20 protein-coding genes and 1 pseudogene are annotated in these 23,581 nt (G+C 42.1%); 19 read left to right on the top strand and 2 right to left on the bottom strand.

Annotated elements, in window-relative coordinates:
- Positions 1–144: 144 nt before the first annotated feature.
- The 11 genes from pyrR to P7J58_RS01825 all read left to right on the top strand — a co-directional run bounded on the left by pyrR (position 145) and on the right by P7J58_RS01825 (position 13,172).
- Positions 145–666, top strand: coding sequence for a bifunctional pyr operon transcriptional regulator/uracil phosphoribosyltransferase PyrR (gene pyrR, locus P7J58_RS01875; protein WP_024376075.1), 522 nt, complete (start codon positions 145–147; stop codon positions 664–666).
- 55 nt (positions 667–721) lie between these two features.
- A complete protein-coding gene (locus P7J58_RS01870; RefSeq protein ID WP_043024737.1) occupies positions 722–1,645 on the top strand; it encodes an aspartate carbamoyltransferase catalytic subunit in 924 nt (307 codons plus the stop codon).
- Between the two features lie 242 nt (positions 1,646–1,887).
- Positions 1,888–2,967 carry a carbamoyl phosphate synthase small subunit gene (locus tag P7J58_RS01865; RefSeq protein WP_024419226.1) on the top strand — a complete coding sequence of 360 codons (1,080 nt, stop codon included), beginning with the start codon at positions 1,888–1,890 and terminating at the stop codon, positions 2,965–2,967.
- A gap of 947 nt (positions 2,968–3,914) precedes the next feature.
- A complete protein-coding gene (gene carB, locus P7J58_RS01860) occupies positions 3,915–7,094 on the top strand; it encodes a carbamoyl-phosphate synthase large subunit (RefSeq protein WP_408555506.1) in 3,180 nt (1,059 codons plus the stop codon).
- A 56-nt stretch (positions 7,095–7,150) separates the two neighbouring features.
- A complete protein-coding gene (locus tag P7J58_RS01855) occupies positions 7,151–7,918 on the top strand; it encodes a class I SAM-dependent methyltransferase (protein WP_408555505.1) in 768 nt (255 codons plus the stop codon).
- The gene (gene pcp, locus P7J58_RS01850; protein ID WP_408555504.1) at positions 7,915–8,562 is read left to right on the top strand and encodes a pyroglutamyl-peptidase I; all 648 of its coding nucleotides are present in this window, start codon (positions 7,915–7,917) and stop codon (positions 8,560–8,562) included. The genes P7J58_RS01855 and pcp overlap by 4 nt, the downstream gene beginning before the upstream one ends.
- Complete coding sequence (locus P7J58_RS01845; protein ID WP_408546307.1) at positions 8,562–8,870, top strand: DUF4298 domain-containing protein; 309 nt, start codon at positions 8,562–8,564, stop codon at positions 8,868–8,870. The genes pcp and P7J58_RS01845 overlap by 1 nt, the downstream gene beginning before the upstream one ends.
- Positions 8,871–9,006: 136 nt before the next feature.
- Entirely contained in the window at positions 9,007–9,279 is a 273-nt protein-coding gene (rpsP, locus tag P7J58_RS01840) for a 30S ribosomal protein S16 (protein ID WP_029180157.1), read from the top strand.
- 21 nt (positions 9,280–9,300) lie between these two features.
- A complete protein-coding gene (locus P7J58_RS01835; RefSeq protein WP_002940680.1) occupies positions 9,301–9,543 on the top strand; it encodes a KH domain-containing protein in 243 nt (80 codons plus the stop codon).
- A 75-nt stretch (positions 9,544–9,618) separates the two neighbouring features.
- On the top strand, positions 9,619–11,355 hold the full coding sequence (locus P7J58_RS01830; RefSeq protein ID WP_408555503.1) for an ABC transporter ATP-binding protein: 1,737 nt from the start codon (positions 9,619–9,621) through the stop codon (positions 11,353–11,355).
- 8 nt (positions 11,356–11,363) lie between these two features.
- Positions 11,364–13,172, top strand: coding sequence for an ABC transporter ATP-binding protein (locus P7J58_RS01825; protein ID WP_408555502.1), 1,809 nt, complete (start codon positions 11,364–11,366; stop codon positions 13,170–13,172).
- A 120-nt stretch (positions 13,173–13,292) separates the two neighbouring features.
- Here P7J58_RS01825 and P7J58_RS01820 read toward each other — a convergent pair whose 3' ends face one another.
- Positions 13,293–14,216, bottom strand: coding sequence for a polysaccharide deacetylase family protein (locus tag P7J58_RS01820; RefSeq protein ID WP_029173398.1), 924 nt, complete (start codon positions 14,214–14,216; stop codon positions 13,293–13,295).
- A 104-nt stretch (positions 14,217–14,320) separates the two neighbouring features.
- Here P7J58_RS01820 and P7J58_RS01815 point away from each other — a divergent pair, with 104 nt between their 5' ends.
- The 8 genes from P7J58_RS01815 (at position 14,321) to P7J58_RS01780 (ending at position 23,187) form a co-directional block, all read left to right on the top strand.
- Positions 14,321–15,607 carry a homoserine dehydrogenase gene (locus P7J58_RS01815; RefSeq protein WP_024399122.1) on the top strand — a complete coding sequence of 429 codons (1,287 nt, stop codon included), beginning with the start codon at positions 14,321–14,323 and terminating at the stop codon, positions 15,605–15,607.
- A gap of 3 nt (positions 15,608–15,610) precedes the next feature.
- The gene (gene thrB / locus P7J58_RS01810; protein WP_029176538.1) at positions 15,611–16,471 is read left to right on the top strand and encodes a homoserine kinase; all 861 of its coding nucleotides are present in this window, start codon (positions 15,611–15,613) and stop codon (positions 16,469–16,471) included.
- A gap of 234 nt (positions 16,472–16,705) precedes the next feature.
- A complete protein-coding gene (gene murB / locus P7J58_RS01805) occupies positions 16,706–17,611 on the top strand; it encodes a UDP-N-acetylmuramate dehydrogenase (RefSeq protein WP_002940674.1) in 906 nt (301 codons plus the stop codon).
- A gap of 145 nt (positions 17,612–17,756) precedes the next feature.
- Positions 17,757–18,911 (top strand): ABC transporter ATP-binding protein, encoded by a 1,155-nt coding sequence (locus P7J58_RS01800; protein ID WP_408555501.1) that lies wholly within the window; start codon positions 17,757–17,759, stop codon positions 18,909–18,911.
- Positions 18,895–19,695: an ABC transporter permease gene (locus P7J58_RS01795; RefSeq protein ID WP_029173400.1), complete on the top strand. Its 801-nt coding sequence runs from the start codon at positions 18,895–18,897 to the stop codon at positions 19,693–19,695. The genes P7J58_RS01800 and P7J58_RS01795 overlap by 17 nt, the downstream gene beginning before the upstream one ends.
- Positions 19,695–20,465, top strand: a complete 771-nt coding sequence (locus P7J58_RS01790) for an ABC transporter permease (RefSeq protein ID WP_029999065.1) — start codon at positions 19,695–19,697, stop codon at positions 20,463–20,465. The genes P7J58_RS01795 and P7J58_RS01790 overlap by 1 nt, the downstream gene beginning before the upstream one ends.
- Positions 20,465–21,535 (top strand): ABC transporter substrate-binding protein, encoded by a 1,071-nt coding sequence (locus P7J58_RS01785; protein WP_408555500.1) that lies wholly within the window; start codon positions 20,465–20,467, stop codon positions 21,533–21,535. Before P7J58_RS01790 ends, P7J58_RS01785 begins: the two co-directional genes overlap by 1 nt.
- A 113-nt stretch (positions 21,536–21,648) precedes the next feature.
- Positions 21,649–23,187: a ClC family H(+)/Cl(-) exchange transporter gene (locus P7J58_RS01780; RefSeq protein WP_408555499.1), complete on the top strand. Its 1,539-nt coding sequence runs from the start codon at positions 21,649–21,651 to the stop codon at positions 23,185–23,187.
- Positions 23,188–23,239: 52 nt separating this feature from the next.
- Here P7J58_RS01780 and P7J58_RS01775 read toward each other — a convergent pair.
- Positions 23,240–23,569, bottom strand: a pseudogene (locus P7J58_RS01775) (IS110 family transposase); the annotation flags it as partial.
- Positions 23,570–23,581: the final 12 nt, after the last annotated feature.

Raw genomic sequence — 23,581 nt, 5'->3', positions numbered from 1 at the left:
CTCTGCTTAATAAATCCTTTAAAACCTGTCCAGAGAGGCAGACAAGGAGCAACGTGTTAAGCAGGTTAGTCTTTAAATGCTAGCCTATATTTTCATAGTCTCCTTGTGTAAAGGGGACTTTTTTCTATATTTTTTGGAGGTCTTATGAAGACAAAAGAAATCGTTGACGATATGACCATGAAACGGGCTATTACCCGTATCACTTATGAAATTATCGAGCGGAACAAAAATTTGGAAAATATTGTTCTGGCGGGTATTAAAACCCGTGGGGTGTTCATTGCTAAACGTATTCAGGAAAGGCTGAAGCAATTAGAGGGTATTGATGTTCCACTGGGTGAATTGGATACCAAACCTTTCCGTGATGATGTAAAAGTCGAAGAAGATACGACAAGCATGACTGCTGATGTGAATGACCGTGATGTTATTTTGGTAGATGATGTGCTCTATACAGGACGAACTATTCGTGCTGCTATTGACAACATAGTGTCCTTGGGGCGACCTGCTCGCGTTAGTCTAGCTGTTTTAGTTGACCGTGGTCACAGAGAACTACCTATTCGAGCGGACTATGTTGGGAAGAACATTCCGACTAGTCGTTCGGAAGAAATCATCGTTCACATGGCTGAAATCGATGGTCAGGATTCTGTCCTTCTGGTTGAAGGTGCATAGTCGCTTCGTTTACAAATTCTCATTCTACATCTAGATCATAAAGGTAGGTATCGTCATGACAATTACAAATGGTAAAGTATCACTCAAACACTTGGTTACAATGGAAACTCTTTCAAACGAAGAAGTACTCGGGCTTATTCAGAGAGGAATTGCTTTCAAAAACGGTGAAAAAGTTCAGTTAGATAGGAAATATTACGCTTCCAACCTTTTCTTTGAGGATTCAACTCGGACGCATAAGTCTTTTGAAATGGCAGAGCTTCGTTTGGATATGGGCATGATTGACTTTGATGCGCGTACCAGCTCAGTCAATAAGGGTGAAACCTTGTATGATACCATTTTGACCATGTCGGCACTTGGGGTAGACATCTGCGTCATTCGCCACTCTGAAGTAGATTACTACAAGCAGTTGATTGATAGTCCTACCATTCAGACTTCAATTGTCAATGGTGGTGATGGTTCAGGTCAACACCCAAGCCAATCCCTACTTGATTTGATGACTATTTATGAAGAATTTGGAACTTTTGAAGGCTTGAAAATTGCCATTGCAGGTGATATTACACATTCACGGGTTGCTAAGTCCAATATGCAAATTTTGAAGCGTCTGGGAGCTGAGATTTTCTTTGCTGGACCGGAGGAATGGTACGCAGAGGAATTTGATGTCTATGGTCAGCATTTGAATATTGATGATATTGTGGAAACGGTAGATGTACTGATGTTGCTCCGTGTGCAACACGAGCGTCATGATGGTGATGGTGGCTTTTCTAAAGAAACTTATAACCGTTTGCATGGTTTAACAGAGGAGCGCTACAAACGCTTGAAAGATACTGCAATTGTTATGCATCCGGCCCCTGTCAATCGCGATGTTGAGATTGATGATTCTCTAGTTGAAGCACCCAAATCACGCATTGTCCGCCAAATGCAGAATGGTGTATTTGTCCGGATGGCGATTTTGGAAGCAATTGTCAATGGCAAGGCTTAAAAGTAAGCTGTTCAGGTATCTTAGAACTGAGCAGTTAGAAATTTGTTAGACTTATCTTATTTAATGTCGCTCAGAGAGGCGACGAATAGAAAGGAGAAGGGGGGTTCTGTTGCTCGGATTTGTAACTGAATTCGGGCTACGGACTGGGTCAAAAAGATAGTTTTTCCTCGAACGCAAGCGTTCTTGGTCAAACTCCTATTTTGACTGTGTCCGCTTAACGCCCTTAATATCTTATTATTATTATGTCAAAAAGACGTTTAATTTTGGAAGATGGCACTATTTTTGAAGGGGAGGCCTTCGGTGCTGATATTGATGTGACTGGTGAGTTGGTTTTCTCAACTGGGATGACAGGTTATCAGGAATCTATCACGGACCAGTCTTATAATGGTCAGATTTTAACCTTTACCTATCCCTTGGTAGGTAATTACGGGATTAACCGTGATGATTACGAGTCGATCAAACCGACTTGTAAGGGAGTGGTTGTTAGCGAGTGGGCTCGTCGAGCAAGTAACTGGCGTAACCAGATGACTTTGGATGAATTTTTAAAGGCTAAGAAAATTCCAGCAATTTCTGGAATTGACACACGCGCCTTGACAAAAATTATTCGTCAGCACGGGACCATGAAGGCGACATTGGCAAATGTTGGTGATTCCGTTGAGCATTTGACGGATCAGTTGAGAGCGACTGTTTTGCCAACCAACAACATCCAGCAAGTATCGACAAAAACAGCCTATCCTGCACCTGGAGTTGGACGTAGTGTTGTGCTGGTTGATTTTGGCTTGAAGCATTCTATTCTTAGAGAGTTAGCCAAGCGTGATTGCAATGTGACAGTTGTCCCTTATGATACGACTGCTGAAGAAATTTTGGCCCTCAATCCAGACGGTGTCATGCTTTCAAATGGTCCTGGTAACCCAGATGATGTTCCAGAAGCACTAGAAATGATTCGTGGGATTCTTGGGAAAATTCCAATTTTTGGTATCTGTATGGGGCACCAACTCTTTGCTAAAGCAAATGGGGCAACGACTTATAAAATGAAGTTTGGTCACCGTGGTTTTAACCATGCGGTTCGTGAAATTGCGACAGGTCGAGTGGACTTTACCAGTCAGAACCACGGTTATGCAGTGGCTCGTGAAGATTTACCTGAATGTTTAATGATTACTCATGAAGAAATCAATGACAAATCAGTAGAAGGGGTACGCCACAAGTACTATCCAGGTTTCTCTGTTCAATTCCACCCAGATGCTGCACCTGGTCCACATGATGCCAGCTATTTGTTTGACGAATTTATGGAATTGATGGATTCGTTTAAAAAAGGGCAGTAAGGTTTAACCACTATCGAGCTAAACCTTACTGCGTCGGTCAGAGAAAGTCGGACTTCATGCTAACGCATGTGTCCTCCTATGCAAAGTCCAACGGGACCTTTGCTAACTCTGACACTAGTTTAGAATTTCAATTATTATCGAATTGAGATTCTAAACGTCGGACTTATCTTATTTAATGTCGCTCAGAGAGGCGACGAATAGAAAGGCAAGGGACGGGTCAATGGTTGCTGGCAACTTATTTCCCTACGCCTGGGAGTGGGAAAGAACTCGAAAAGTAAAAAAGAGTTCATCAACAAGTCTTTATTTTTAGTTGTTGAGCTGAAACAGTCTATTCCCAGACTGTTTCACTCCCACCCCCGCATAGTTCCAACTGTCTGGGAGACAGTTGGAAGTTGGGAATAGAGCGAACAAAGTTCGCATCAGTGAAGTTAAATTTGGAGTATAGAATACGAACTGCTGAGATTTGCTTTGCAAATCCTATCTCCAACCTTAAACAGTCCCCCGGACTATTTAAGCCAATCAACCACTGCGCTGAGATGTTGACACCTGCTCTTAGAAATGGTGATATACTTTAAGGCTATCCCTTGCACTAGCTCGAAAATGGATTAATGTCGAATCCATTTTCTCCCGTCGGTCAGAGCAAGTCGGACTTCATGCTAATGCATGTGTCCTCCTACGCAAAGTCCTATGGGACCTTTGCTAACTCTGACACTAGCAGTAAGGTTTATCTAATATCGAGCTAAACCTTACTGCGTCGGACTATTATTTAATTCTATCCGGAGAGATAGAAAATAGAAAGGAGAAGGGGCTGTTCTGGTGCTCGGATTTTGTAATTGAATCCGGGCTACGGACTGGGTCAAAAAGATAGTTTTTCCTCGAACGCAAGCGTTCTTGGTCAAACTCCTATTTTGACTGTGTCCGCTTAACGCCCTTAATATCTTAAAATTATGCCAAAACGTACGGATATTAAGAAAATTATGGTGATTGGGTCTGGTCCGATTATTATCGGTCAGGCTGCGGAGTTTGATTATGCTGGGACTCAGGCTTGTTTGGCTTTGAAGGAAGAAGGCTATAGTGTTGTCTTGGTCAATTCAAACCCTGCAACTATCATGACAGATAAAGAGATTGCAGACAAGGTCTATATTGAGCCGATTACGCTTGAATTTGTCACACGGATTTTACGGAAGGAGCGTCCAGATGCTCTCTTGCCGACCCTGGGGGGTCAGACTGGTCTCAACATGGCAATGGAATTATCTAAGGCTGGTATTTTAGAAGAGCTTGGGGTTGAGCTGTTGGGCACCAAACTATCTGCAATTGATCAGGCAGAGGACCGCGACCTCTTCAAACAACTCATGGAAGACCTCAATCAGCCTATTCCTGAGTCAACGATTGTGACAACAGTTGATGAGGCTTTGGGATTTGCTGCTGAAATTGGCTATCCAGTCATTGTTCGACCAGCCTTCACGCTAGGTGGTACTGGCGGTGGTATGTGTGCCAATGAAGAAGAATTGCGTGAGATTGCGGAAAATGGTCTGAAATTGTCACCGGTGACCCAGTGTTTGATTGAGCGTTCCATTGCCGGTTTCAAGGAAATTGAATACGAAGTGATGCGGGATGCGGCTGACAATGCCTTGGTCGTATGTAACATGGAAAACTTTGATCCTGTAGGAATTCATACAGGAGATTCTATCGTATTTGCCCCAACGCAGACGCTTTCGGATATTGAAAACCAGATGTTGCGTGATGCCAGTCTCAGCATCATCCGTGCCCTCAAAATCGAAGGTGGGTGTAATGTGCAGTTGGCACTGGACCCCCATAGTTTCAAATATTATGTCATTGAAGTAAACCCACGTGTGTCCCGTTCCTCTGCCTTGGCATCCAAAGCGACAGGCTATCCTATTGCCAAATTGGCAGCAAAAATTGCGGTTGGCTTGACCTTGGATGAAATGGTGAACCCTGTTACAGGAACAACCTATGCCATGTTTGAACCTGCACTTGACTACGTTGTGGCAAAAATTCCACGTTTCCCATTTGATAAGTTTGAAAAAGGGGAGCGCCGCCTTGGAACGCAGATGAAGGCAACTGGTGAGGTCATGGCCATTGGTCGCAATATCGAAGAAAGTCTGCTCAAGGCCTGCCGTTCTTTGGAAATTGGAGTCTATCACAATGAGATGCCTGAACTCAGCCAAGCAACAGATGACCAATTGATTGAAAAGATTGTCAAGGCACAGGATGATCGCCTCTTCTATCTTTCTGAAGCTCTTCGACGTGGCTATACAGTGAAAGAACTAGCTCAGTTGACTAAGATTGATCTTTTCTTCCTTGATAAGCTGCTTCATATCTTAGAAATTGAGCAGGAATTGGCAATCAATCACGATAATATCGACTTATTGAAAAAAGCTAAGAAATACGGTTTTGCAGACCGCAAGATTGCAGAACTCTGGGGCAGAACAGAATCCTACATTCGCCAATTGCGGACAGAGCACAAAATTGTCCCTGTTTATAAGATGGTGGACACTTGTGCGGCCGAATTTGAAAGTGCTACACCTTATTTCTATTCAACTTATGAGTGGGAAAATGAGTCCCTCCGCTCGGAAAAAGAATCTGTTTTAGTGCTGGGTTCCGGCCCAATCCGTATCGGTCAGGGTGTGGAGTTTGACTATGCGACGGTGCATTCGGTCAAGGCCATTCAGGCGGCTGGCTACGAAGCTATCATTATGAACTCAAACCCTGAAACAGTGTCAACAGACTTTTCGGTTTCGGACAAGCTTTACTTCGAGCCATTAACCTTGGAAGATGTTTTGAATGTGATTGACCTTGAGAAACCCAAAGGGGTTATCGTTCAGTTCGGTGGCCAGACGGCTATCAATTTGGCAGAGCCATTGGCCAAAGCAGGTATTCCAATCTTGGGTACGCAAGTAGCGGATTTGGATAGAGCTGAAGACAGGGATTTATTTGAAAAAGCCCTGAAAGACCTTGGGATTCCACAGCCACCAGGCCAAACCGCAACCAATGAAGAGGAAGCACTAGAGGCGGCCCGCAAAATTGGTTTCCCGGTACTTGTTCGTCCCTCATATGTCTTGGGCGGTCGTGCTATGGAGATTGTCGAAAATGAAGAGGACTTACGTTCTTATATGAGAACGGCGGTCAAGGCTTCGCCAGAGCACCCAGTTTTGGTGGATTCTTACATCGTCGGTCGTGAGTGTGAAGTGGATGCTATTTCAGATGGTAAGGATGTCTTGATTCCGGGAATCATGGAGCATATCGAGCGAGCTGGGGTTCACTCAGGTGACTCGATGGCAGTATATCCGCCACAAACCTTGTCTAAAGAGGTGCAGGCGACCATTGCAGACTATACCAAACGCTTGGCAATCGGTCTTAACTGTATCGGTATGATGAATATCCAGTTTGTTATCAAGGATGAGACGGTTTATGTGATTGAGGTCAATCCTCGTGCTAGTCGTACGGTGCCATTCTTGTCCAAAGTCACAGACATTCCAATGGCTCAGGTTGCAACTAAATTGATTTTGGGGCAAAGTCTTGCGGAACTTGGCTACCAAGACGGTCTATATCCTGAAAGCAAGCAAGTGCACGTTAAAGCACCAGTTTTCTCATTCACAAAATTGGCAAAAGTTGACAGTTTGTTAGGTCCAGAGATGAAGTCTACAGGTGAGATTATGGGTTCGGACTTGACACTGGAAAAGGCACTTTACAAGGCTTTCGAGGCAAGTTATCAGCACCTCGCTGAGTTTGGCAACGTTGTCTTTACCATTGCGGATGAAGACAAGGAAGAAGCACTTGGTCTTGCTCAACGATTCCATGAATTGGGGTATGGCTTGCTGGCTACGGCTGGAACAGCTGTCTATCTAACAGAAAATGGTCTTTCCGTAACAACTGTTGGAAAATTGGGCGATGAGTCCTGTCAAGACATTCCTAGTCTGGTTCGAGCTGGAAAGGTACAGGCGATTATCAATACGGTTGGTAAAAAACGTGTGGCTGACGGCGACGGGCAAGTGATTCGAAGCTCTGCTATTGAAGGAGGAATTCCACTATTTACAGCCCTTGATACAGCAGAAGCCATGGTCAAGGTACTGGAAAGCCGCAGCTTCATGACACAGGCGATATAGAAGTTACTATCAGGATGAGCTTTGAGTTCGTCCTGATTTTTTGATATACTAACTATATGAAAATAGTCGTTACAACAAGTCTTCGGATGAATCAAACCTTGGTTTTACAGGCTCAAGAAATAGCAGAGCAGCTTAATCTAGACTATCAAGACCGTCGAAAGAGGTCTATCCAGTCCATCCTAGCAAAAACAGAAGCTGACGCGGTACTGGTTGTTTATCAAAGCCAGCTGGTCTTGGAAGAAAAAACTGGGCAAAAACTCTTTTTCCACCCCGATACCGCTATGTTGCGTATCAAGTCTGGAAGAGATCCACTTTTGGAGTTAGTGGGGAAGGACAGGCAAACAATTCTAGACTGCACTATGGGCCTAGCTTCGGATAGTATTGTGCTAGCTAGTGCAGGTCATCAGGTGACAGCCTTGGAGAGTTCTCAGCTCATTCATTTTATTGTGAGCAAGGGCTTAAAAGAGTTTGATAGTGGGAAATCAGAGGTCAATCAAGCTATGAAATCTATCCAGACCGTTTGGAAGGATAGTTTGATATATTTGAAGGAACAGGCGGATCAATCAGTTGATGTCATATACCTTGACCCCATGTTTTCACATGATATAACGGAATCGGACAATCTTGACGGACTGAAACCCTTTGCCAATTACACAGCCCTATCTGAAGAATTTTTGAGCGAATGCAGGCGCGTGGCAAGGAAGAAAATCATTATTAAAGCTCATTTCAGAGATAACGTTTTTGAAGAATTTGGCTTTATTCGCCATGTCCGTCCCAATCAAAAATTTCACTATGGAGAAATCATTTTGGAGGAGTTAATATGAAAATCATCGTAACAGGTTTTGATCCTTTTGGTGGCGAGGCTATCAACCCAGCCTTGGAAACAATTAAATCTCTGCCCAAGACCATTGCGGCTGCTGAGATGATTATTGTCGAAGTTCCGACGGTTTTTGACAAGGCAGCTCGTGTTTTGGAAGAAAAAATGGCAGAACATAAACCTGATGCAGTGCTTTGCATTGGTCAAGCAGGGGGACGGGCAGATCTGACACCTGAGCGCGTGGCCATTAACCTAGATGATGCCCGGATTCCTGACAATGAAGGCCAGCAACCGATTGACCGAACCATTCGTCCAGATGGACCACCGGCATATTTCTCCACCCTGCCTATCAAGGCCATGGTAGAAGCCATTCGTTCTGCGGGCATTCCAGCTTCTGTTTCCAACACTGCAGGCACCTTTGTCTGCAACCATCTCATGTATCAGGCACTTTACTTGGCAGAGAAAGATTTTCCAAAAACCAAGGCAGGTTTTCTCCATATTCCTTATCTACCAGAGCAGGTCGTGGACAAGCCAGGACTGGCTTCCATGTCTTTGAACGATATTGTAAGAGGAGTTGAAGTAGCCATAGGAGCAATCGTTGAATATAGAGATAAAGAGGATATAAAAAAGGGTGGTGGTAGTACACACTAATGAAAAATACTATGGAAGCAAGAAAACGTGCAGAGGAAATGGAAAAAATATTTAATAGGCATCTAGAGCTGAACAAGTCCCTTTCCGATAGTGTGACCCAACTCAATCAGGAACAATCGGCTTATTTACAGTTATTAGATTATTACCAGAGCCAGATCTATATAGAAGATCTTGATTTATCTAATAAGGGGGAGTTCAATGGTATTCCTTGCGGAGTATTGAGTGAAGATGGAGTCTATAATTTACTGTTTGACCGTACAAATCTAGCAAGTCAACTGAGAGAACTAGCAGATATGCTCGAGCAATAAAATTTTTGGTAAAATTTTTAAAAATCTGTCAAGTTTTTTTCTTGACAGTTGGTCAAAGTGTGTTATAATAGAACATGTGCTAAATAGCTCTGCTATTTCACCGAATAAAAATATAAAGAAAAGAGAACATTTAAAAATGGCAGTTAAAATCCGTTTGACTCGTATGGGTTCTAAAAAGAAACCTTTCTACCGTATTAACGTTGCAGACTCACGCGCTCCACGCGATGGTCGTTTCATCGAAACAGTTGGTACTTACAACCCACTTTTGGCTGAAAACTCAGTAACACTTAAAGAAGAGCGTGTACTTGAGTGGTTGGCAAAAGGTGCACAACCTTCTGATACAGTTCGTAGCCTTCTTTCAAACGCTGGCGTGATGAAGAAATTCCACGAGCAAAAATTCTCTAAATAAGAACAGTAAGCGAGAACACTTATGGACATGATTGAAAATCTCATTATTGCGATTGTGAAACCTTTGATTTCACAGCCTGATAGCTTGACAATTAAAATTGTTGATACACCGGAATTTTTAGAATATCATTTGGATTTGGATAAATCTGATATTGGCCGTATCATTGGGAAAAAAGGACGCACAATTTCTGCAATCAGAACGATTGTTTACTCTGTTCCAACAAGTGATAAAAAAGTTCGTTTAGTGATCGACGAGAAAGAATAGAAAGTCACCATTTGGTGGCTTTTAACTTTAAAGAAGGGGTTATGCCCCTTTTTAACATATAGAAAGGGAGATAAGATGAATCTGATTTGGACCTACTTAAAAAAATATCCTAAGTGGATTGCCTTGGACTTGTTGGGGGCCTTCTTATTTGTAGTGGTAAACTTAGGGTTGCCGACATTTTTGGCGAGAATGATTGACCAAGGAATTACAAAAAATGATGTTGGTCAGCTCTATTATTGGGCGGGAATGATGGGCTTGATCGTCTTGCTTGGAATTGTTGGACGAATAACGCTTGCCTATGCGGCTGGTCAGTTGACAACCAACATTGTAAAAGATATTCGAAATGATCTGTATGAGAAAATTCAGGACTATTCTCATCATGAATATGAGCAGATTGGTGTTTCTTCTCTAGTTGCTCGTATGACAAATGATGCTTTTGTTCTTATGCAATTCTCTGAAATGGTGTTGAAACTAGGTATTATTACACCCTTGATGATGATTGCTTCTGTCATCATGACCTTGGTAACCAGTCCGAGCTTAGCCTGGACAGTAGCAGTAGCCATGCCTTTTCTGGTTTTTGTTATTTTCTATGTGGCAACCAAAACTCGTCCTCTCTCTGAAAAACAACAGAAACGATTGGATACTATCAACCAGTATGTTCGTGAAAATCTCATGGGTTTGCGGGTCATTCGTGCCTTTACTCGTGAGGAGTTTCAAGAGGAGCGCTTTGAGTCGGTCAATGAGGAATATACCGATATTTCCAAAAAGCTCTTTAATCTGACTGGATTGACAGAGCCTCTCTTTGTCCAGATTATCATTGCTATGATTGTGGCCATTGTCTGGTTCGCACTGGCTCCTTTGCAAACAGGTAGTCTGCAAATCGGTGATTTGGTAGCCTTTATCGAATATAGTTTCCACGCGCTTTTCTCATTCTTGCTCTTTGCTAACTTGTTTAACATGTATCCACGTATGTCGGTATCGAGCCAACGGATTCAGGAAGTCTTGGACATGCCCATTTCCATTTCTAAGAATGAAGAAGGTATTACTGAAACAGATACTCGTGGTTATTTGGAATTTGAAAATGTGACCTTTGCCTACCCTGGTGAAACGGAATCGCCTGTGCTGCACAATATTTCCTTCAAAGCTAAGCCTGGTGAAACCATTGCCTTTATTGGTTCAACTGGTTCTGGTAAGTCTTCTTTGGTACATTTGATTCCGCGTTTCTATGATGTGACACTTGGTCGTATCTTGGTGGACGGTGTGGACGTCAGACGCTACAATCTAAAGGCACTTCGCAGCAAGATTGGCTTTATACCGCAGAAAGCTCTGCTATTTACCGGAACTATCGCAGAAAACCTCAAGTACGGTAAGATGGATGCTAGCCTTGCTGAACTTCATGATGCGACGGATGTGGCTCAGGCTAAGGAGTTTATCGAGAGTAAGGAAGAAAAATTCGACACCCATCTAGCTGAGGGCGGAAGCAACCTGTCAGGTGGGCAAAAACAACGTTTGTCCATTGCGCGTGCCATTGTCAAACAGCCTGATATTTATATCTTTGATGATTCTTTCTCAGCCTTGGATTATAAGACGGATGCCATTTTGAGAGCTCGTTTGAAGGAAGTAACGGAAAATGCGACTGTCTTGATAGTTGCCCAACGTGTCGGAACCATTATGGATGCTGACCAGATTATCGTGCTGAACGAAGGTGAAATCGTTGGCCGCGGCACCCATAATGAATTGATGGAAAGCAATGAGATTTACCGTGAAATTGCCAACTCTCAACTTAACCGTCAATCGTTAACAGAAGAATAGGAGGAATTATGAAGAATAGAACAGTATTTACCCGTGTTTGGGACTATTTGCGTCGTTACAAATCTTCTGTATTTTTAGCTGTTTTTCTAAAGACCATCAGTGCAGTTATGAATGCCTTGGAGCCCTTTGTACTGGGACTTATCATCACAGAATTGACCAAGAATGTGTTGGACATGGCAAATGGAGTAGACGGAGCGCAGATTAACTATTCCTACATTGCCATCATGCTTGCGCTCTATGCACTTCGTGCCCTTATGTATGAAATCGGCGCCTATGGTTCTACCTATTTCATGACTAAGGCGGTACAGGGAGCAACCAAGGAACTGCGGCAGGATTTGAGTCACAAGATTAACAAGATTCCTGTTTCTTATTTTGACAAGCACCAGTATGGTGATTTGCTAGGTCGTTTTACAAGTGATGTGGAGACTGTGTCGAATGCTCTGCAACAAAGTTTTCTCCAGCTAGTCAATGCCGTTCTGACTCTCTCTCTAGCCATTTTCATGTGTTTCTGGTTGGATGTATCCCTAGCACTCGTAGTCGTAACCTTGGTTCCAGTGACCTATTTTGGTTCCAAGTTTGTCATGGGCAAATCCCAGCCTTATTTCAAGCAACAGGCTGATGCCCTAGGTCGATTGAACGGCTTTGTCCAAGAAAATTTGACAGGTTTTAACGTTCTCAAACTCTACGGTCGTGAAGAAATTTCTACTGAAGAATTTCGCCAGATTACCGCAGGTTTGCAGGAAGTTGGTTTCAAGGCTAGTTTTATGTCAGGCTTGCTCATGCCCCTGGTACACGGCTTATCGAACATTGCCTATGTAGTCGTGGCCTTACTTGCTGGTCTGAAAGTTCTTGCAGGTGCATTGACGGTTGGTAATATGCAGGCCTTCGTCCAATACGTCTGGCAGATTTCTCAGCCTGTGCAAACCTTGACCCAGTTGGCACCCCAGTTGCAGTCTGCTAAATCTTCCCTTGAACGTATCTTTTCAGTCTTAGATGAGCTTGATGAAGAAGACGCCAATGCGCTAGAGTTGACAGCTAGTCTGACCGGACAAGTCAGCTTTGAACAGGTCGAATTTGGCTATTCAGAAGACAAGCCGCTTATCCGTAACTTTAATCTTGATGTTAAGCCAGGTGAAATGGTGGCAATCGTAGGACCAACGGGGGCTGGTAAGACAACCCTCATCAACCTGCTCATGCGTTTCTATGATGTGACATCAGGTGCTATCAAAGTAGATGGTCAGGATATTCGAAACATTTCTCGTCAATCCTACCGTAGTCAATTTGGTATGGTCTTGCAGGATGCTTGGCTCTATGAAGGGACTATCAAGGAAAACCTACGATTTGGGCGTCTGGATGCAACGGATGAGGAAATTGTAGAAGCTGCTAAAGCTGCCAACGTTGATCACTTTATCCGTACCCTGCCTGGTGGTTATAATATGGAAATGAACCAGGAATCCAGCAATATTTCCCAAGGTCAGAAACAGCTCTTGACTATTGCGCGTGCCTTGTTAGCGGATCCTGCAATTCTGATTCTTGATGAAGCGACTTCTTCAGTTGATACCCGTTTGGAACTTTTGATTCAAAAGGCCATGAAACGGTTGATGAAAGGGCGGACAAGTTTCGTCATCGCTCATCGCTTATCTACCATTCAGGAAGCTGATAAGATTTTGGTCTTGAAAGATGGACAGATTATCGAACAAGGTAACCATGAAAGTCTTTTGGCGGATAAAGGTTTCTATTATAATCTGTATCAAAGTCAGTTTAGTCAATCTAATACTCTTCGAAAATCAAAAGCAGACGTTGTTGACTCGATTTGATGAACTTCAGTTCTATCTGCATCTTCGTCGCCTAGCCTGATTTTGATTTTCATTGAGTATACATAAAACGAACTCCCTTGTCAGTGACAGGGAGTTTTCTCATATACATGTTTGTGAAAATTAATAGGAAATTTCGGATAATAGTCCCTCAGCGGTAGTGGTTGGGAGGATGCGGACACGATTGAGAGTCAGTAATCCGTCACTAGCAGAGGCCAAGCCGTTGTTAGTAGTCACACCAAGTTTGTAGCCAGCTTGTTCAGTTAAGGCTACGGTATCTGCTGAGTATCGTCCACCAGGGTAGGCGATAGCGATGGTTTCCTGATTTAATTGGCTGTCAAGATAGGCCTTAGAGGAAGTAAGTTCATTTGTTTGATCCTCGATAGAACTATACTCTAAATCAGGGTGGTTGACGGTATGCCCTTGGAAGGAGAGCCCTGCGGTCTGCATTTCCTTGATTTGTTCAAGAGTAAGGTGCCCTGCTTGTCCAGATTCAGTAAACCCTGTAATGACATTGTTGGTTGCCTTCATTTGATATTGCTTAAGCAATGGGTAGGCATAACTATAAAAATCCCAGAGGCTATCGTCAAAGGTTAGCCAGACAACCTTTTTTCCAGCAGGAAGGACATTTTCTGTCAATACCTTATAAGCCTCTTCAGGTGATAAAGTATAGTAACCTGCATCTTGCAATGCTTTTAGATGACTTTCGAAAGTCGTTGGATCTACGATAAGATTCGCATTAGCTTCTTCCTCAGGAGCCATTACGTGAATGGCATGATACATGAGGATTGGAAGTTTGATAGGTGCAGTTTGTTGTTCCCAAATGATTTCTGTTTGTACTTCACTACTTTCTGAAGTCATAACACTCGAACTGGTTGTTGTCTCTACCGTTGAAGCTTTGGAATCATTTTGCTGCTTAGAAGGCTGTTTTAGAAAGATTAGAAAAATAGATAGTAGAGTCACTACTAATAATGCGATACCAAGTAGCATTGGCACAAGTTGTTTCTTTTGTGTGCGGCTTCGACGAGCTCTTCTTGAATGTTTCATTATCTTATCTCCATAATCATATATTAAAACAATTATATCAAATTTTTTGCCAAATAGTCAGAATATTTGTTATAATGGGAGAAATACATTTTAAAGGAGAGCACATGGTAGTTAAGATAGGATTATTAGGATTTGGAACCGTTGCGAGTGGTGTGCCATTTTTATTAGAAGAAAACCAGGAAAAAATAGAGAAAGCCGCGCATGATAGTATTGAAGTTGCTAAGGTTTTGGTCAAGGATGAAGCAGAAAAAGACCGTCTCTTGGCTGCAGGTCATGACTATCATTTTGTGACAAATATTGATGAAATTTTGGCTGACGAAGATATCGCTATTGTAGTTGAGCTGATGGGACGTATTGAGCCAGCAAAAACATTTATCACTCGCGCCTTGGAAGCAGGTAAGCATATTGTAACAGCCAATAAGGATTTACTTGCTGTTCATGGTAGCGAATTGCGTGCCTTGGCTGAAGAGAAAGGTCTTGCGCTTTATTATGAAGCTGCAGTTGCAGGTGGTATTCCAATCTTGCGTACCTTGGTTAACTCATTGGCTGCTGACAAGGTGACTCGTATCCTCGGTGTATTGAATGGTACTTCAAACTTCATGTTGACTAAGATGGTTGATGAAGGCTGGACTTACGAAAAAGCTCTTCAAACAGCACAGGAACTTGGTTATGCAGAATCTGACCCAACAAATGACGTTGAGGGAATTGATGCAGCTTACAAGGCTGTTATCCTCAGTCAATTTGCTTTCGGGATGACAGTTGATTTTGAACACGTAGCACACAAGGGTATCTCAAATATCACGCCAGAAGATGTAGCAGTGGCACAAGAGTTGGGCTATGTCATCAAACTTGTGGGTGATATTCAAGAAACTACCTCTGGTATTGCTGCCGAAGTATCTCCAACCTTCCTACCGAAAAATCATCCACTTGCAAGCGTGAATGGTGTGATGAATGCTGTATTTGTCGAATCTATTGGCATCGGTCAGTCTATGTACTATGGACCGGGCGCTGGGCAAAAACCGACTGCAACAAGTGTTATGGCTGACATTATTCGTATCGTTCGTCGCTTGAAAGACAATACTATCGGCAAAGCTTTTAACGAATATAGCCGCCCACTTCAATTGGCAGCCCCAAGCGATGTGAAAAGCGAATATTATTTCTCAATTGATGCGCCTGATAAAAATGGAAAAATGCTTCGTTTAGCAGAAATCTTCAATTCTGAAGAAATTTCCTTCAAGCAAATTCTGCAACAAGCTGCAGATGGAGAAACAGCCCGCCTAGTGATTGTGACCCATGAAATGAGTAAGACTCAGTTGGAAAATGTAACAGACAAATTGAGTAAAGAAACAGACTTTACTGTCTTAAATACCTTTAAAGTACTGGGAGAATAAGCAATGAAAATTATTATTCCAGCAACTTCAGCTAATATCGGTCCAGGATTTGATTCAGTAGGTGTTGCCCTTTCGAAATATCTAACGATTGAAGTGTTTGAAGAGACTGATGAATGGGTGATTGAGCACAATCTTGAACATGTTCCATCAGACAAGAACAATCTTTTGATCAAGACAGCTTTAAAGATTGAAAAAGGATTGCAGCCTCATCGTATCAGAATGATTAGTGATATTCCCTTGGCACGTGGTTTGGGTTCATCCAGTTCCGTTATCGTAGCTGGTATCGAATTGGCTAATCAATTAGCTGGTTTGAATATGACAGCGGATGAAAAATTGCTCAAAGCTACAGAAATTGAAGGACATCCTGATAATGTAGCCCCAGCGATTTTTGGTAATTTAGTCATCTCTAGCTATGTTAATAAGAGAGTACAGGCAGTTGTAACAGAATTCCCAGAAGCAAGTTTTGTTGCCTTTATTCCAAACTACCCACTGCGTACGGTTGAAAGCCGAGGTGTACTGCCTTCTCAGATGGGGTACAAGAAAGCAGTGGCTGCTAGTGCCATTGCCAATGTGGCTATTGCAAGTTTGATGGCAGGTGATTTGGAAAAGGCAGGAAAAGCCATTCAGTCAGATATGTTCCATGAACCATTCCGTCAGCTACTTGTTAAGGAGTTTTGTCCAATCAAGCAAACTGCACAGGAGTTGGGAGCCTATGCAACCTACTTGTCAGGTGCCGGTCCAACAGTGATGGTATTAGCGCCCAAAGATAGGGAGGACGCTATTGTTCTAGCATTAGAGGAACTAAATCTAGACGGAACTGTCCACCGCCTTCAAGTAGATACCAAAGGGATTGCTATTGTATAGATAGTGAGAATCTATCATTTGCAAAACTAAACATGTTTATTTTATTGGAGTTCGCCTTCGCTACTATACGCGGTAGAAAGGAAACTCCTTTTTTGGTGCATTCCATTCTCCATTTCAAAATATTGGGGCAAATTAATTTGGCTTGTGAAAGTATTTTTGTTGAATTTTATTCGTTTTCTCCTGTAATTTTTGGTATAATAAATCCTGTATATCTTAAATTGAAATGAGAAGGTTATGAAAGATAAAATTAGGCTTGAATTAGAAGGCATCGATATTCGATTCGATGAACCTTTAAAAGAATATACCTATACAAAAGTAGGAGGAGCTGTTGATTATCTAGCTTTTCCGCGGAATCGTTACGAGATTGTTCGTATAGTAGAATTTGCTAAACGCGAAGGTATTCCATGGCAAGTATTAGGAAATTCAAGTAATATCATTGTCCGAGATGGCGGTATTCGTGGTTTTGTTATCCGTATGGATAAACTTAACTCCGTTACTGTATCAGGATACACCATTGAAGCAGAAGCAGGTGCCAATCTGATTGAAACAACAAAAGTCGCACTTTTCCATTCTTTATCAGGATTTGAATTTGCTTGTGGTATTCCGGGAAGCATTGGTGGTGCTGTCTACATGAATGCAGGTGCTTACGGAGGTGAAGTGGCACACATTCTAGTTTCAGCGCAGATTTTGACTCCAGCAGGTTATGTCGAAACATTGGACAATCGTGAGTTACGATTTGGCTACCGTTCTTCTATTTTGCAGGAAAACGGTGCGATTGTTTTGTCTGCAAAATTTGCCCTCAAGCCAGGAAATCATACGGTTATTCAACAAGAAATGGCTCGTTTGACACATTTACGCGAGCTCAAGCAACCTTTGGAATATCCATCTTGTGGTTCAGTCTTCAAACGTCCACTTGGTCACTTTGCAGGTCAGTTGATTATGGAAGCTGGTTTGAAAGGCTACCGTATTGGTGGTGTTGAAGTATCTGAAAAACACGCAGGTTTTATGGTCAATGTCGACAATGGTACAGCAAAGGATTATGAAAATCTGATTGCACATGTGATTGATGTTGTTGAAAAATCTTCAGGCATTACGCTGGAGAGAGAGGTGCGTATTATCGGCGACCCATCTGATACATAGTCTTTCAGTTTATCTTTTATTACGTCGTTAACTCGCTTTGCCGTACTTCAGTACTGTCTGCCACTCGTTGCCTAGTACTAAAAGCAAACTGAAAGACTAAACTCTAGCCATTAGGCTCTTACAAAAAAGAAGGAATTTATGAGAATTGAAAAAGCCAATTATTGAATTTAAGAACGTTTCAAAAGTATTTGAAGACAGTGGAACAACTGTATTAAAGGACATTAGTTTTGAATTGGAAGAGGGGAAATTTTATACCCTTTTAGGAGCTTCTGGTTCAGGTAAATCAACGATTTTGAACATTATTGCTGGTTTATTGGATGCGAGTTCAGGTGATATTTATCTGGATGGTCAACGGATTAATGATGTTCCGACTAATAAACGGGATGTCCATACTGTTTTCCAGTCCTATGCCCTTTTCCCACATATGACTGTCTTTGAAAATGTGGCTTTTCCTCTTAAATTACGAAAGGTTGACAAGGCTGAAATCGAACGCCGTGTGACAGAAGCCTTACAAATGGTCCGACTTTCTGGTTATGAAAATCGTTCCATTCAGAAATTGTCTGGTGGTCAACGCCAGCGGGTTGCTATTGCACGTGCGATTATCAACCAGCCTCGCGTTGTCTTGCTAGATGAACCACTTTCTGCCCTGGACTTGAAACTCCGTACAGAAATGCAGTACGAACTGCGTGAATTGCAACAACGTCTAGGAATTACCTTTGTCTTCGTTACCCATGACCAAGAAGAAGCTCTGGCCATGAGTGACTGGATTTTTGTCATGAATGAAGGTGAAATTGTTCAGTCTGGGACGCCAGTGGACATTTACGACGAGCCAATCAACCATTTTGTTGCGACCTTCATCGGTGAATCCAATATCCTTCCAGGTCGCATGATAGAAGACTATCTGGTTGAATTTAACGGCAAACGCTTCGAAGCTGTCGATGGTGGTATGCGACCAAACGAAGACGTTCAAATCGTTATCCGTCCAGAAGACTTGCAGATTACACTTCCAGAAGAAGGGAAATTGCAGGTAAAAGTAGATACTCAGCTCTTCCGTGGAGTTCACTATGAAATCATCGCCTATGACGACCTCGGTAATGAGTGGATGATTCACTCAACTCGTAAGGCTATTGTGGGAGAGGTCATCGGTCTAGACTTTGAGCCAGAAGATATTCATATCATGCGTCTTAATGAAACAGAGGAAGAATTCGATGCCCGTATCGAAGAATATGTGGAAGTGGAAGAAGTAGAAGATGGCTTGATTAACGCCATTGAGGAGGAACGCAATGAAGAAAACCTCTAGGCTTTTTGCAATTCCCTATGCCCTATGGATCTTTCTCTTTGTACTTGCTCCAGTTGCCTTGATTATCTTCAAATCTTTCTTTGATATTCATGGCAATTTCACTTTGGCCAATTATCAGACCTATTTTAACTCGCCAAATATGACCTATCTGCGAATGAGTTTTAACTCCATTTTTTACGCAGGTATTATCACTCTGGTCACGCTTTTGGTTTCCTACCCAACAGCCTATTTCTTGACCAAACTCAAGCATAGACAGCTCTGGCTCATGTTGATTATCTTGCCAACCTGGGTCAATCTTTTGCTGAAAGCCTATGCCTTTATCGGTATTTTTGGACAACACGGCTCTATCAACCAGTTCCTAGAATTTATTGGTCTAGGAGCTCAGCAAATTCTTTTCACAGATTTCTCCTTTATTGCTGTTGCAGCCTATATCGAGATTCCGTTTATGATTTTGCCGATCTTTAACGCTTTGGATGATTTGGATAAAAACCTAATCAATGCCAGTCGTGATTTGGGGGCAACTCCTTGGCAGACCTTCACAAAAGTTATTTTTCCTCTTTCTATGAATGGTGTCCGTTCTGGTGTACAGGCGGTTTTCATTCCAAGTCTGAGCCTCTTCATGTTGACCCGTTTGATTGGTGGTAACCGAGTGATAACCTTGGGAACAGCCATCGAGCAACATTTCCTTACTACTCAAAACTGGGGAATGGGTTCAACCATTGGTGTGGTCTTGATTTTGGCCATGCTCTTGATTATGTGGATGACGAAAGAGAGGAAGAAATAATGAAGAAATTTGCAAATATCTACTTAACGGTTGCCTTCCTCATTCTTTATTTGCCGATTTTCTATCTGATTTTCTACGCCTTTAATGCGGGCGGAGATATGAACGGCTTTACAGGCTTTACCTTGGAGCATTTTTCATCTATGCTTGGCGATAGCCGATTAATGCTGATTCTGGCTCAAACCTTCTTGTTGGCCTTCTTGAGTTCTTTGATTGCGACCCTTATCGGAACTTTTGGAGCTATCTACATTTATCAGGCAAAACCTCGTTTTCAAAATGCGCTCTTGTCTGTCAATAATATCTTGATGGTGGCACCAGATGTCATGATTGGGGCGAGCTTCCTGATTCTCTTTACTATGATTGGTTTCCAGCTAGGCTTTGTCTCAGTATTGCTCAGTCATATTGCCTTTTCTATTCCAATCGTAGTATTGATGGTTTTGCCACGCTTGAAAGAAATGAATGCCGATATGATTTCAGCAGCTTATGACTTGGGTGCAACTCAGCCACAAATGCTAAAAGAGATCATGTTGCCATACCTAACACCAGCCATCATTGCAGGCTACTTTATGGCCTTTACCTATTCCTTGGATGACTTTGCCGTGACATTCTTTGTTACGGGAAATGGTTACTCAAACCTATCTGTAGAGATTTACTCACGGGCTCGTCAAGGGATTTCTTTGGAAATCAATGCCTTGTCAACCCTAGTTTTCCTTTTCTCTATTCTACTGGTCGTGGGTTATTATTTCATCTCACGTGAAAAGGAGGCCAACTAATGAAACGATTGTATTCATTTTTTGTAGGTATTGTAGCTATTATTCTTGTTTTATGGGGAATTAGTTCAAAATTAGAAGCTGATTCAACCCAAGGGACAACTGATAAACTTGTCATCTATAACTGGGGAGATTATATTGACCCAGAATTGCTGGAAGAATTTACGGCTGAAACAGGTATTCAGGTGGATTACCAGACCTTTGATTCCAACGAATCCATGTACACTAAAATCAAGCAGGGTGGAACTACCTATGACCTGGCTGTTCCTTCTGAGTATATGATTTCCAAAATGACGGAAGAAGATATGCTCGTGAAACTAGATAAATTAAAAATTGAAGGGATAGAAAATATCGATCCACGATTTATGGGCTTGAGTTTTGATAAGAACAATGACTATTCTATTCCATATTTCTGGGGGACCTTGGGGATTGTTTACAATGAAACTATGGTTGACAATCCTCCTCAAGAATGGGAAGATTTGTGGTCAGAAGAATACCGTGACAATATCATGTTAATCGACGGTGTTCGTGAGGTCATGGGCTTCGGTCTGCAATCTTTGGGTTATAGTTTAAACTCTAAAAATCCTGCAGAGATTGAAAAAGCAGCTGAACATCTATATAATTTAACTCCAAATGTCAAAGCAATTGTTGCTGATGAGATAAAAGGTTATATGATACAAGATGCGGCAGCAATTGCTGTTTCGTTCTCAGGTGAGGCGAGTGAAATGTTAGATGGAAATGAAAATCTGCGCTATGTTGTACCATCAAAAGGTTCTAACCTTTGGTTCGATAACATGGTCATTCCAAAAACAGCAAAAAATATTGATGGAGCTTACGCCTTTATGAGTTTTATGCTTCGTCCTGAAAATGCGCTTCGCAATGCAGAATATGTTGGTTATTCAACACCAATTCCTGCAGCCAAGGCTATGCTGGATGAGGAGACTCAGAACGATGAATCTTTCTATCCATCTGAAGAAACGATGAAGAAGATGGAAGTTTATGATAATCTTGGACCAGAGATACTTGGAATGTATAATGACCTCTATCTCCAATTCAAGATGTATCGGAAATAGTCTGATTGGACAGGTAGCAATATAAATAAAAGAATGGGAGTGAGGTTCTTTACTAAGTACTTATTGCTCCTATTTTTTGGTCATACATACTATAGAAAGGAAGGGAAATCCCAATGGATAATCACCGGAAAGAAGTTAGTTTTATTTCTCAATCAATCCTCTACTCGGTTCTGCGTGGTAGTTTAGTTGGCATTGTCGCTGGTTTAGTGGTCGTTGCATTTCGCTTAGCCATTGAAAAAATATTTTCTGTCTTTACGCACCTCTATTCTCTGGCAACAGACAATGCAATCTATTTACTTCTTATTGGAGGGCTTTATCTGGTCATAGCTTTACTTGTTGGCAAGTTGATCAAAGACGAGCCAAATGCAAAAGGTTCTGGTATACCACAGGTGGAGGCAGAACTAAAAGGAATTATGGATTTAAACTGGTGGTCAGTCCTTTGGAGAAAATTTATCGGCGGTGTTTTATCCATTGCATCTGGTCTAATGCTGGGGCGTGAAGGTCCCAGTATTCAATTAGGAGCTGTAACGGCTAAAGGTATATCAGTTCTTCTTAAATCCAGTGAAATGGAAAGAAGGAGTTTGATTGCTAGTGGCGCTGCGGCAGGTTTGGCAGCAGCTTTCAACGCACCAATAGCAGGCCTTTTATTTGTTGTGGAGGAAGTCTATCATCAGTTTTCACGTCTGGTATGGGTCTCAGCCCTGGCAGCCAGTATCACTGCGAACTTTATTTCCTTACATGTTTTTGGATTAATGCCTGTTTTGCATATGCCGAAGGACTTACAGTTACTATCTCTTGACCAATATTGGATCTATATCTTACTTGGAGTTTTCCTTGGACTTGCTGGATATGTGTATGAAGTTGTTATCCTCAATATACAAGGTTTCTATACCCTCCTCTCAAAAATCATTCCTCTCCCAGTTCCATACTACAGTGTATTTGCCTTTTTGTTCATTATACCGATTGGTTATTTTTTCCCTAATCTGTTGGGTGGCGGGCATCATTTGATTTTAGAGCTTCCATATTTGGAACAAGGACTACTGACATTGGCAATCCTGATTTTAATACGATTTGTCTGGAGCATGATTTCCTATGGTTCTGGTCTACCAGGGGGCATCTTTTTACCCATATTAACCTTAGGAAGTCTCCTTGGGCTTTTTGTCGCACGGTTCTTCCTTGATATTGGTTTCATCAGTCAGGACCAGATGCTATTGTTTATTGTATTGGGTATGGCAGGCTTTTTCGCAGCGATTTCCAAAGCACCTCTAACTGCTATTATTCTAGTCACTGAAATGGTAGGAAGTTTGAACCAATTGATGGTCATCGGGTTGGTAGCTTTGAGTTCCTATGTGATGATGGACCTCTTAGGTGGCGCGCCAGTCTATGAAGCAATGTTGGAAAAAATTCTGCCAGAAGAAGTAGAACAGCAAGAACATATGACCTTAATAGAGGTTGTTGTCAACGAAACATTGGACAGAAGATTTGTTAGCGAGTTACGTTTGCCGGATTCATGCTTAATCACTAGTCAAATTCATCATGGTAAGTCAAGGATTGTGAAAGGAAATAGCCAACTTTCTATGGGTGATTCCTTGCTCGTTGCAGTTCCAATCTCTCAAATTCATGCCGTTCGTAGGATATTTGGGGGAGATTAGCATTTTTTTAGATTGTCTTAACAAAGAGATGAGGTAGAAAAGTCCCAATATTATACCGGTTTCGTTGTCCGGTCAACTTTCTCAATTCAGGAATAATTTCATCGGGAACGAAACTCCGAGGCAGCAGACCAATCCGTGTTAATTTAGCAATCCAGTAAGCATCCTTCTTGTCGGTTTTCTGACCTGGGATAGCCTTCATATGGGCTGGTTGAGCCAGTATCAACTCGAAGTCATCACATAGAGCATGCCAGACAGGTCGCCAATAAACACCTGTGCTTTCCATGCCAACAGTTTCCACATGAAATTGACTGAGAAAATCGTGGCAAGCACGTAGGCCTTTAGTCGTTGTATCAAATGTAGCTAAGTAACACTTTGGACAAGTTACGGGAAATAC

The organism is Streptococcus suis (assembly GCF_046032535.1).
In the GTDB taxonomy this organism is placed as follows: domain Bacteria; phylum Bacillota; class Bacilli; order Lactobacillales; family Streptococcaceae; genus Streptococcus; species Streptococcus suis_AK.
Note: the sequence above shows the minus strand (reverse complement) of the source record. Positions and strands in the feature narration are given on the sequence as shown.

What these genes read in the sequence shown, in the direction of transcription:
- pyrR (WP_024376075.1), top strand. Translation starts at nt 145, where the DNA reads ATGAAGACAAAAGAAATCGTTGACGATATGACCATGAAACGGGCTATT.
- P7J58_RS01870 (WP_043024737.1), top strand. Translation starts at nt 722, where the DNA reads ATGACAATTACAAATGGTAAAGTATCACTCAAACACTTGGTTACAATG.
- P7J58_RS01865 (WP_024419226.1), top strand. Translation starts at nt 1,888, where the DNA reads ATGTCAAAAAGACGTTTAATTTTGGAAGATGGCACTATTTTTGAAGGG.
- carB (WP_408555506.1), top strand. Translation starts at nt 3,915, where the DNA reads ATGCCAAAACGTACGGATATTAAGAAAATTATGGTGATTGGGTCTGGT.
- P7J58_RS01855 (WP_408555505.1), top strand. Translation starts at nt 7,151, where the DNA reads ATGAAAATAGTCGTTACAACAAGTCTTCGGATGAATCAAACCTTGGTT.
- pcp (WP_408555504.1), top strand. Translation starts at nt 7,915, where the DNA reads ATGAAAATCATCGTAACAGGTTTTGATCCTTTTGGTGGCGAGGCTATC.
- P7J58_RS01845 (WP_408546307.1), top strand. Translation starts at nt 8,562, where the DNA reads ATGAAAAATACTATGGAAGCAAGAAAACGTGCAGAGGAAATGGAAAAA.
- rpsP (WP_029180157.1), top strand. Translation starts at nt 9,007, where the DNA reads ATGGCAGTTAAAATCCGTTTGACTCGTATGGGTTCTAAAAAGAAACCT.
- P7J58_RS01835 (WP_002940680.1), top strand. Translation starts at nt 9,301, where the DNA reads ATGGACATGATTGAAAATCTCATTATTGCGATTGTGAAACCTTTGATT.
- P7J58_RS01830 (WP_408555503.1), top strand. Translation starts at nt 9,619, where the DNA reads ATGAATCTGATTTGGACCTACTTAAAAAAATATCCTAAGTGGATTGCC.
- P7J58_RS01825 (WP_408555502.1), top strand. Translation starts at nt 11,364, where the DNA reads ATGAAGAATAGAACAGTATTTACCCGTGTTTGGGACTATTTGCGTCGT.
- P7J58_RS01820 (WP_029173398.1), bottom strand. Translation starts at nt 14,216, where the DNA reads ATGAAACATTCAAGAAGAGCTCGTCGAAGCCGCACACAAAAGAAACAA.
- P7J58_RS01815 (WP_024399122.1), top strand. Translation starts at nt 14,321, where the DNA reads ATGGTAGTTAAGATAGGATTATTAGGATTTGGAACCGTTGCGAGTGGT.
- thrB (WP_029176538.1), top strand. Translation starts at nt 15,611, where the DNA reads ATGAAAATTATTATTCCAGCAACTTCAGCTAATATCGGTCCAGGATTT.
- murB (WP_002940674.1), top strand. Translation starts at nt 16,706, where the DNA reads ATGAAAGATAAAATTAGGCTTGAATTAGAAGGCATCGATATTCGATTC.
- P7J58_RS01795 (WP_029173400.1), top strand. Translation starts at nt 18,895, where the DNA reads ATGAAGAAAACCTCTAGGCTTTTTGCAATTCCCTATGCCCTATGGATC.
- P7J58_RS01790 (WP_029999065.1), top strand. Translation starts at nt 19,695, where the DNA reads ATGAAGAAATTTGCAAATATCTACTTAACGGTTGCCTTCCTCATTCTT.
- P7J58_RS01785 (WP_408555500.1), top strand. Translation starts at nt 20,465, where the DNA reads ATGAAACGATTGTATTCATTTTTTGTAGGTATTGTAGCTATTATTCTT.
- P7J58_RS01780 (WP_408555499.1), top strand. Translation starts at nt 21,649, where the DNA reads ATGGATAATCACCGGAAAGAAGTTAGTTTTATTTCTCAATCAATCCTC.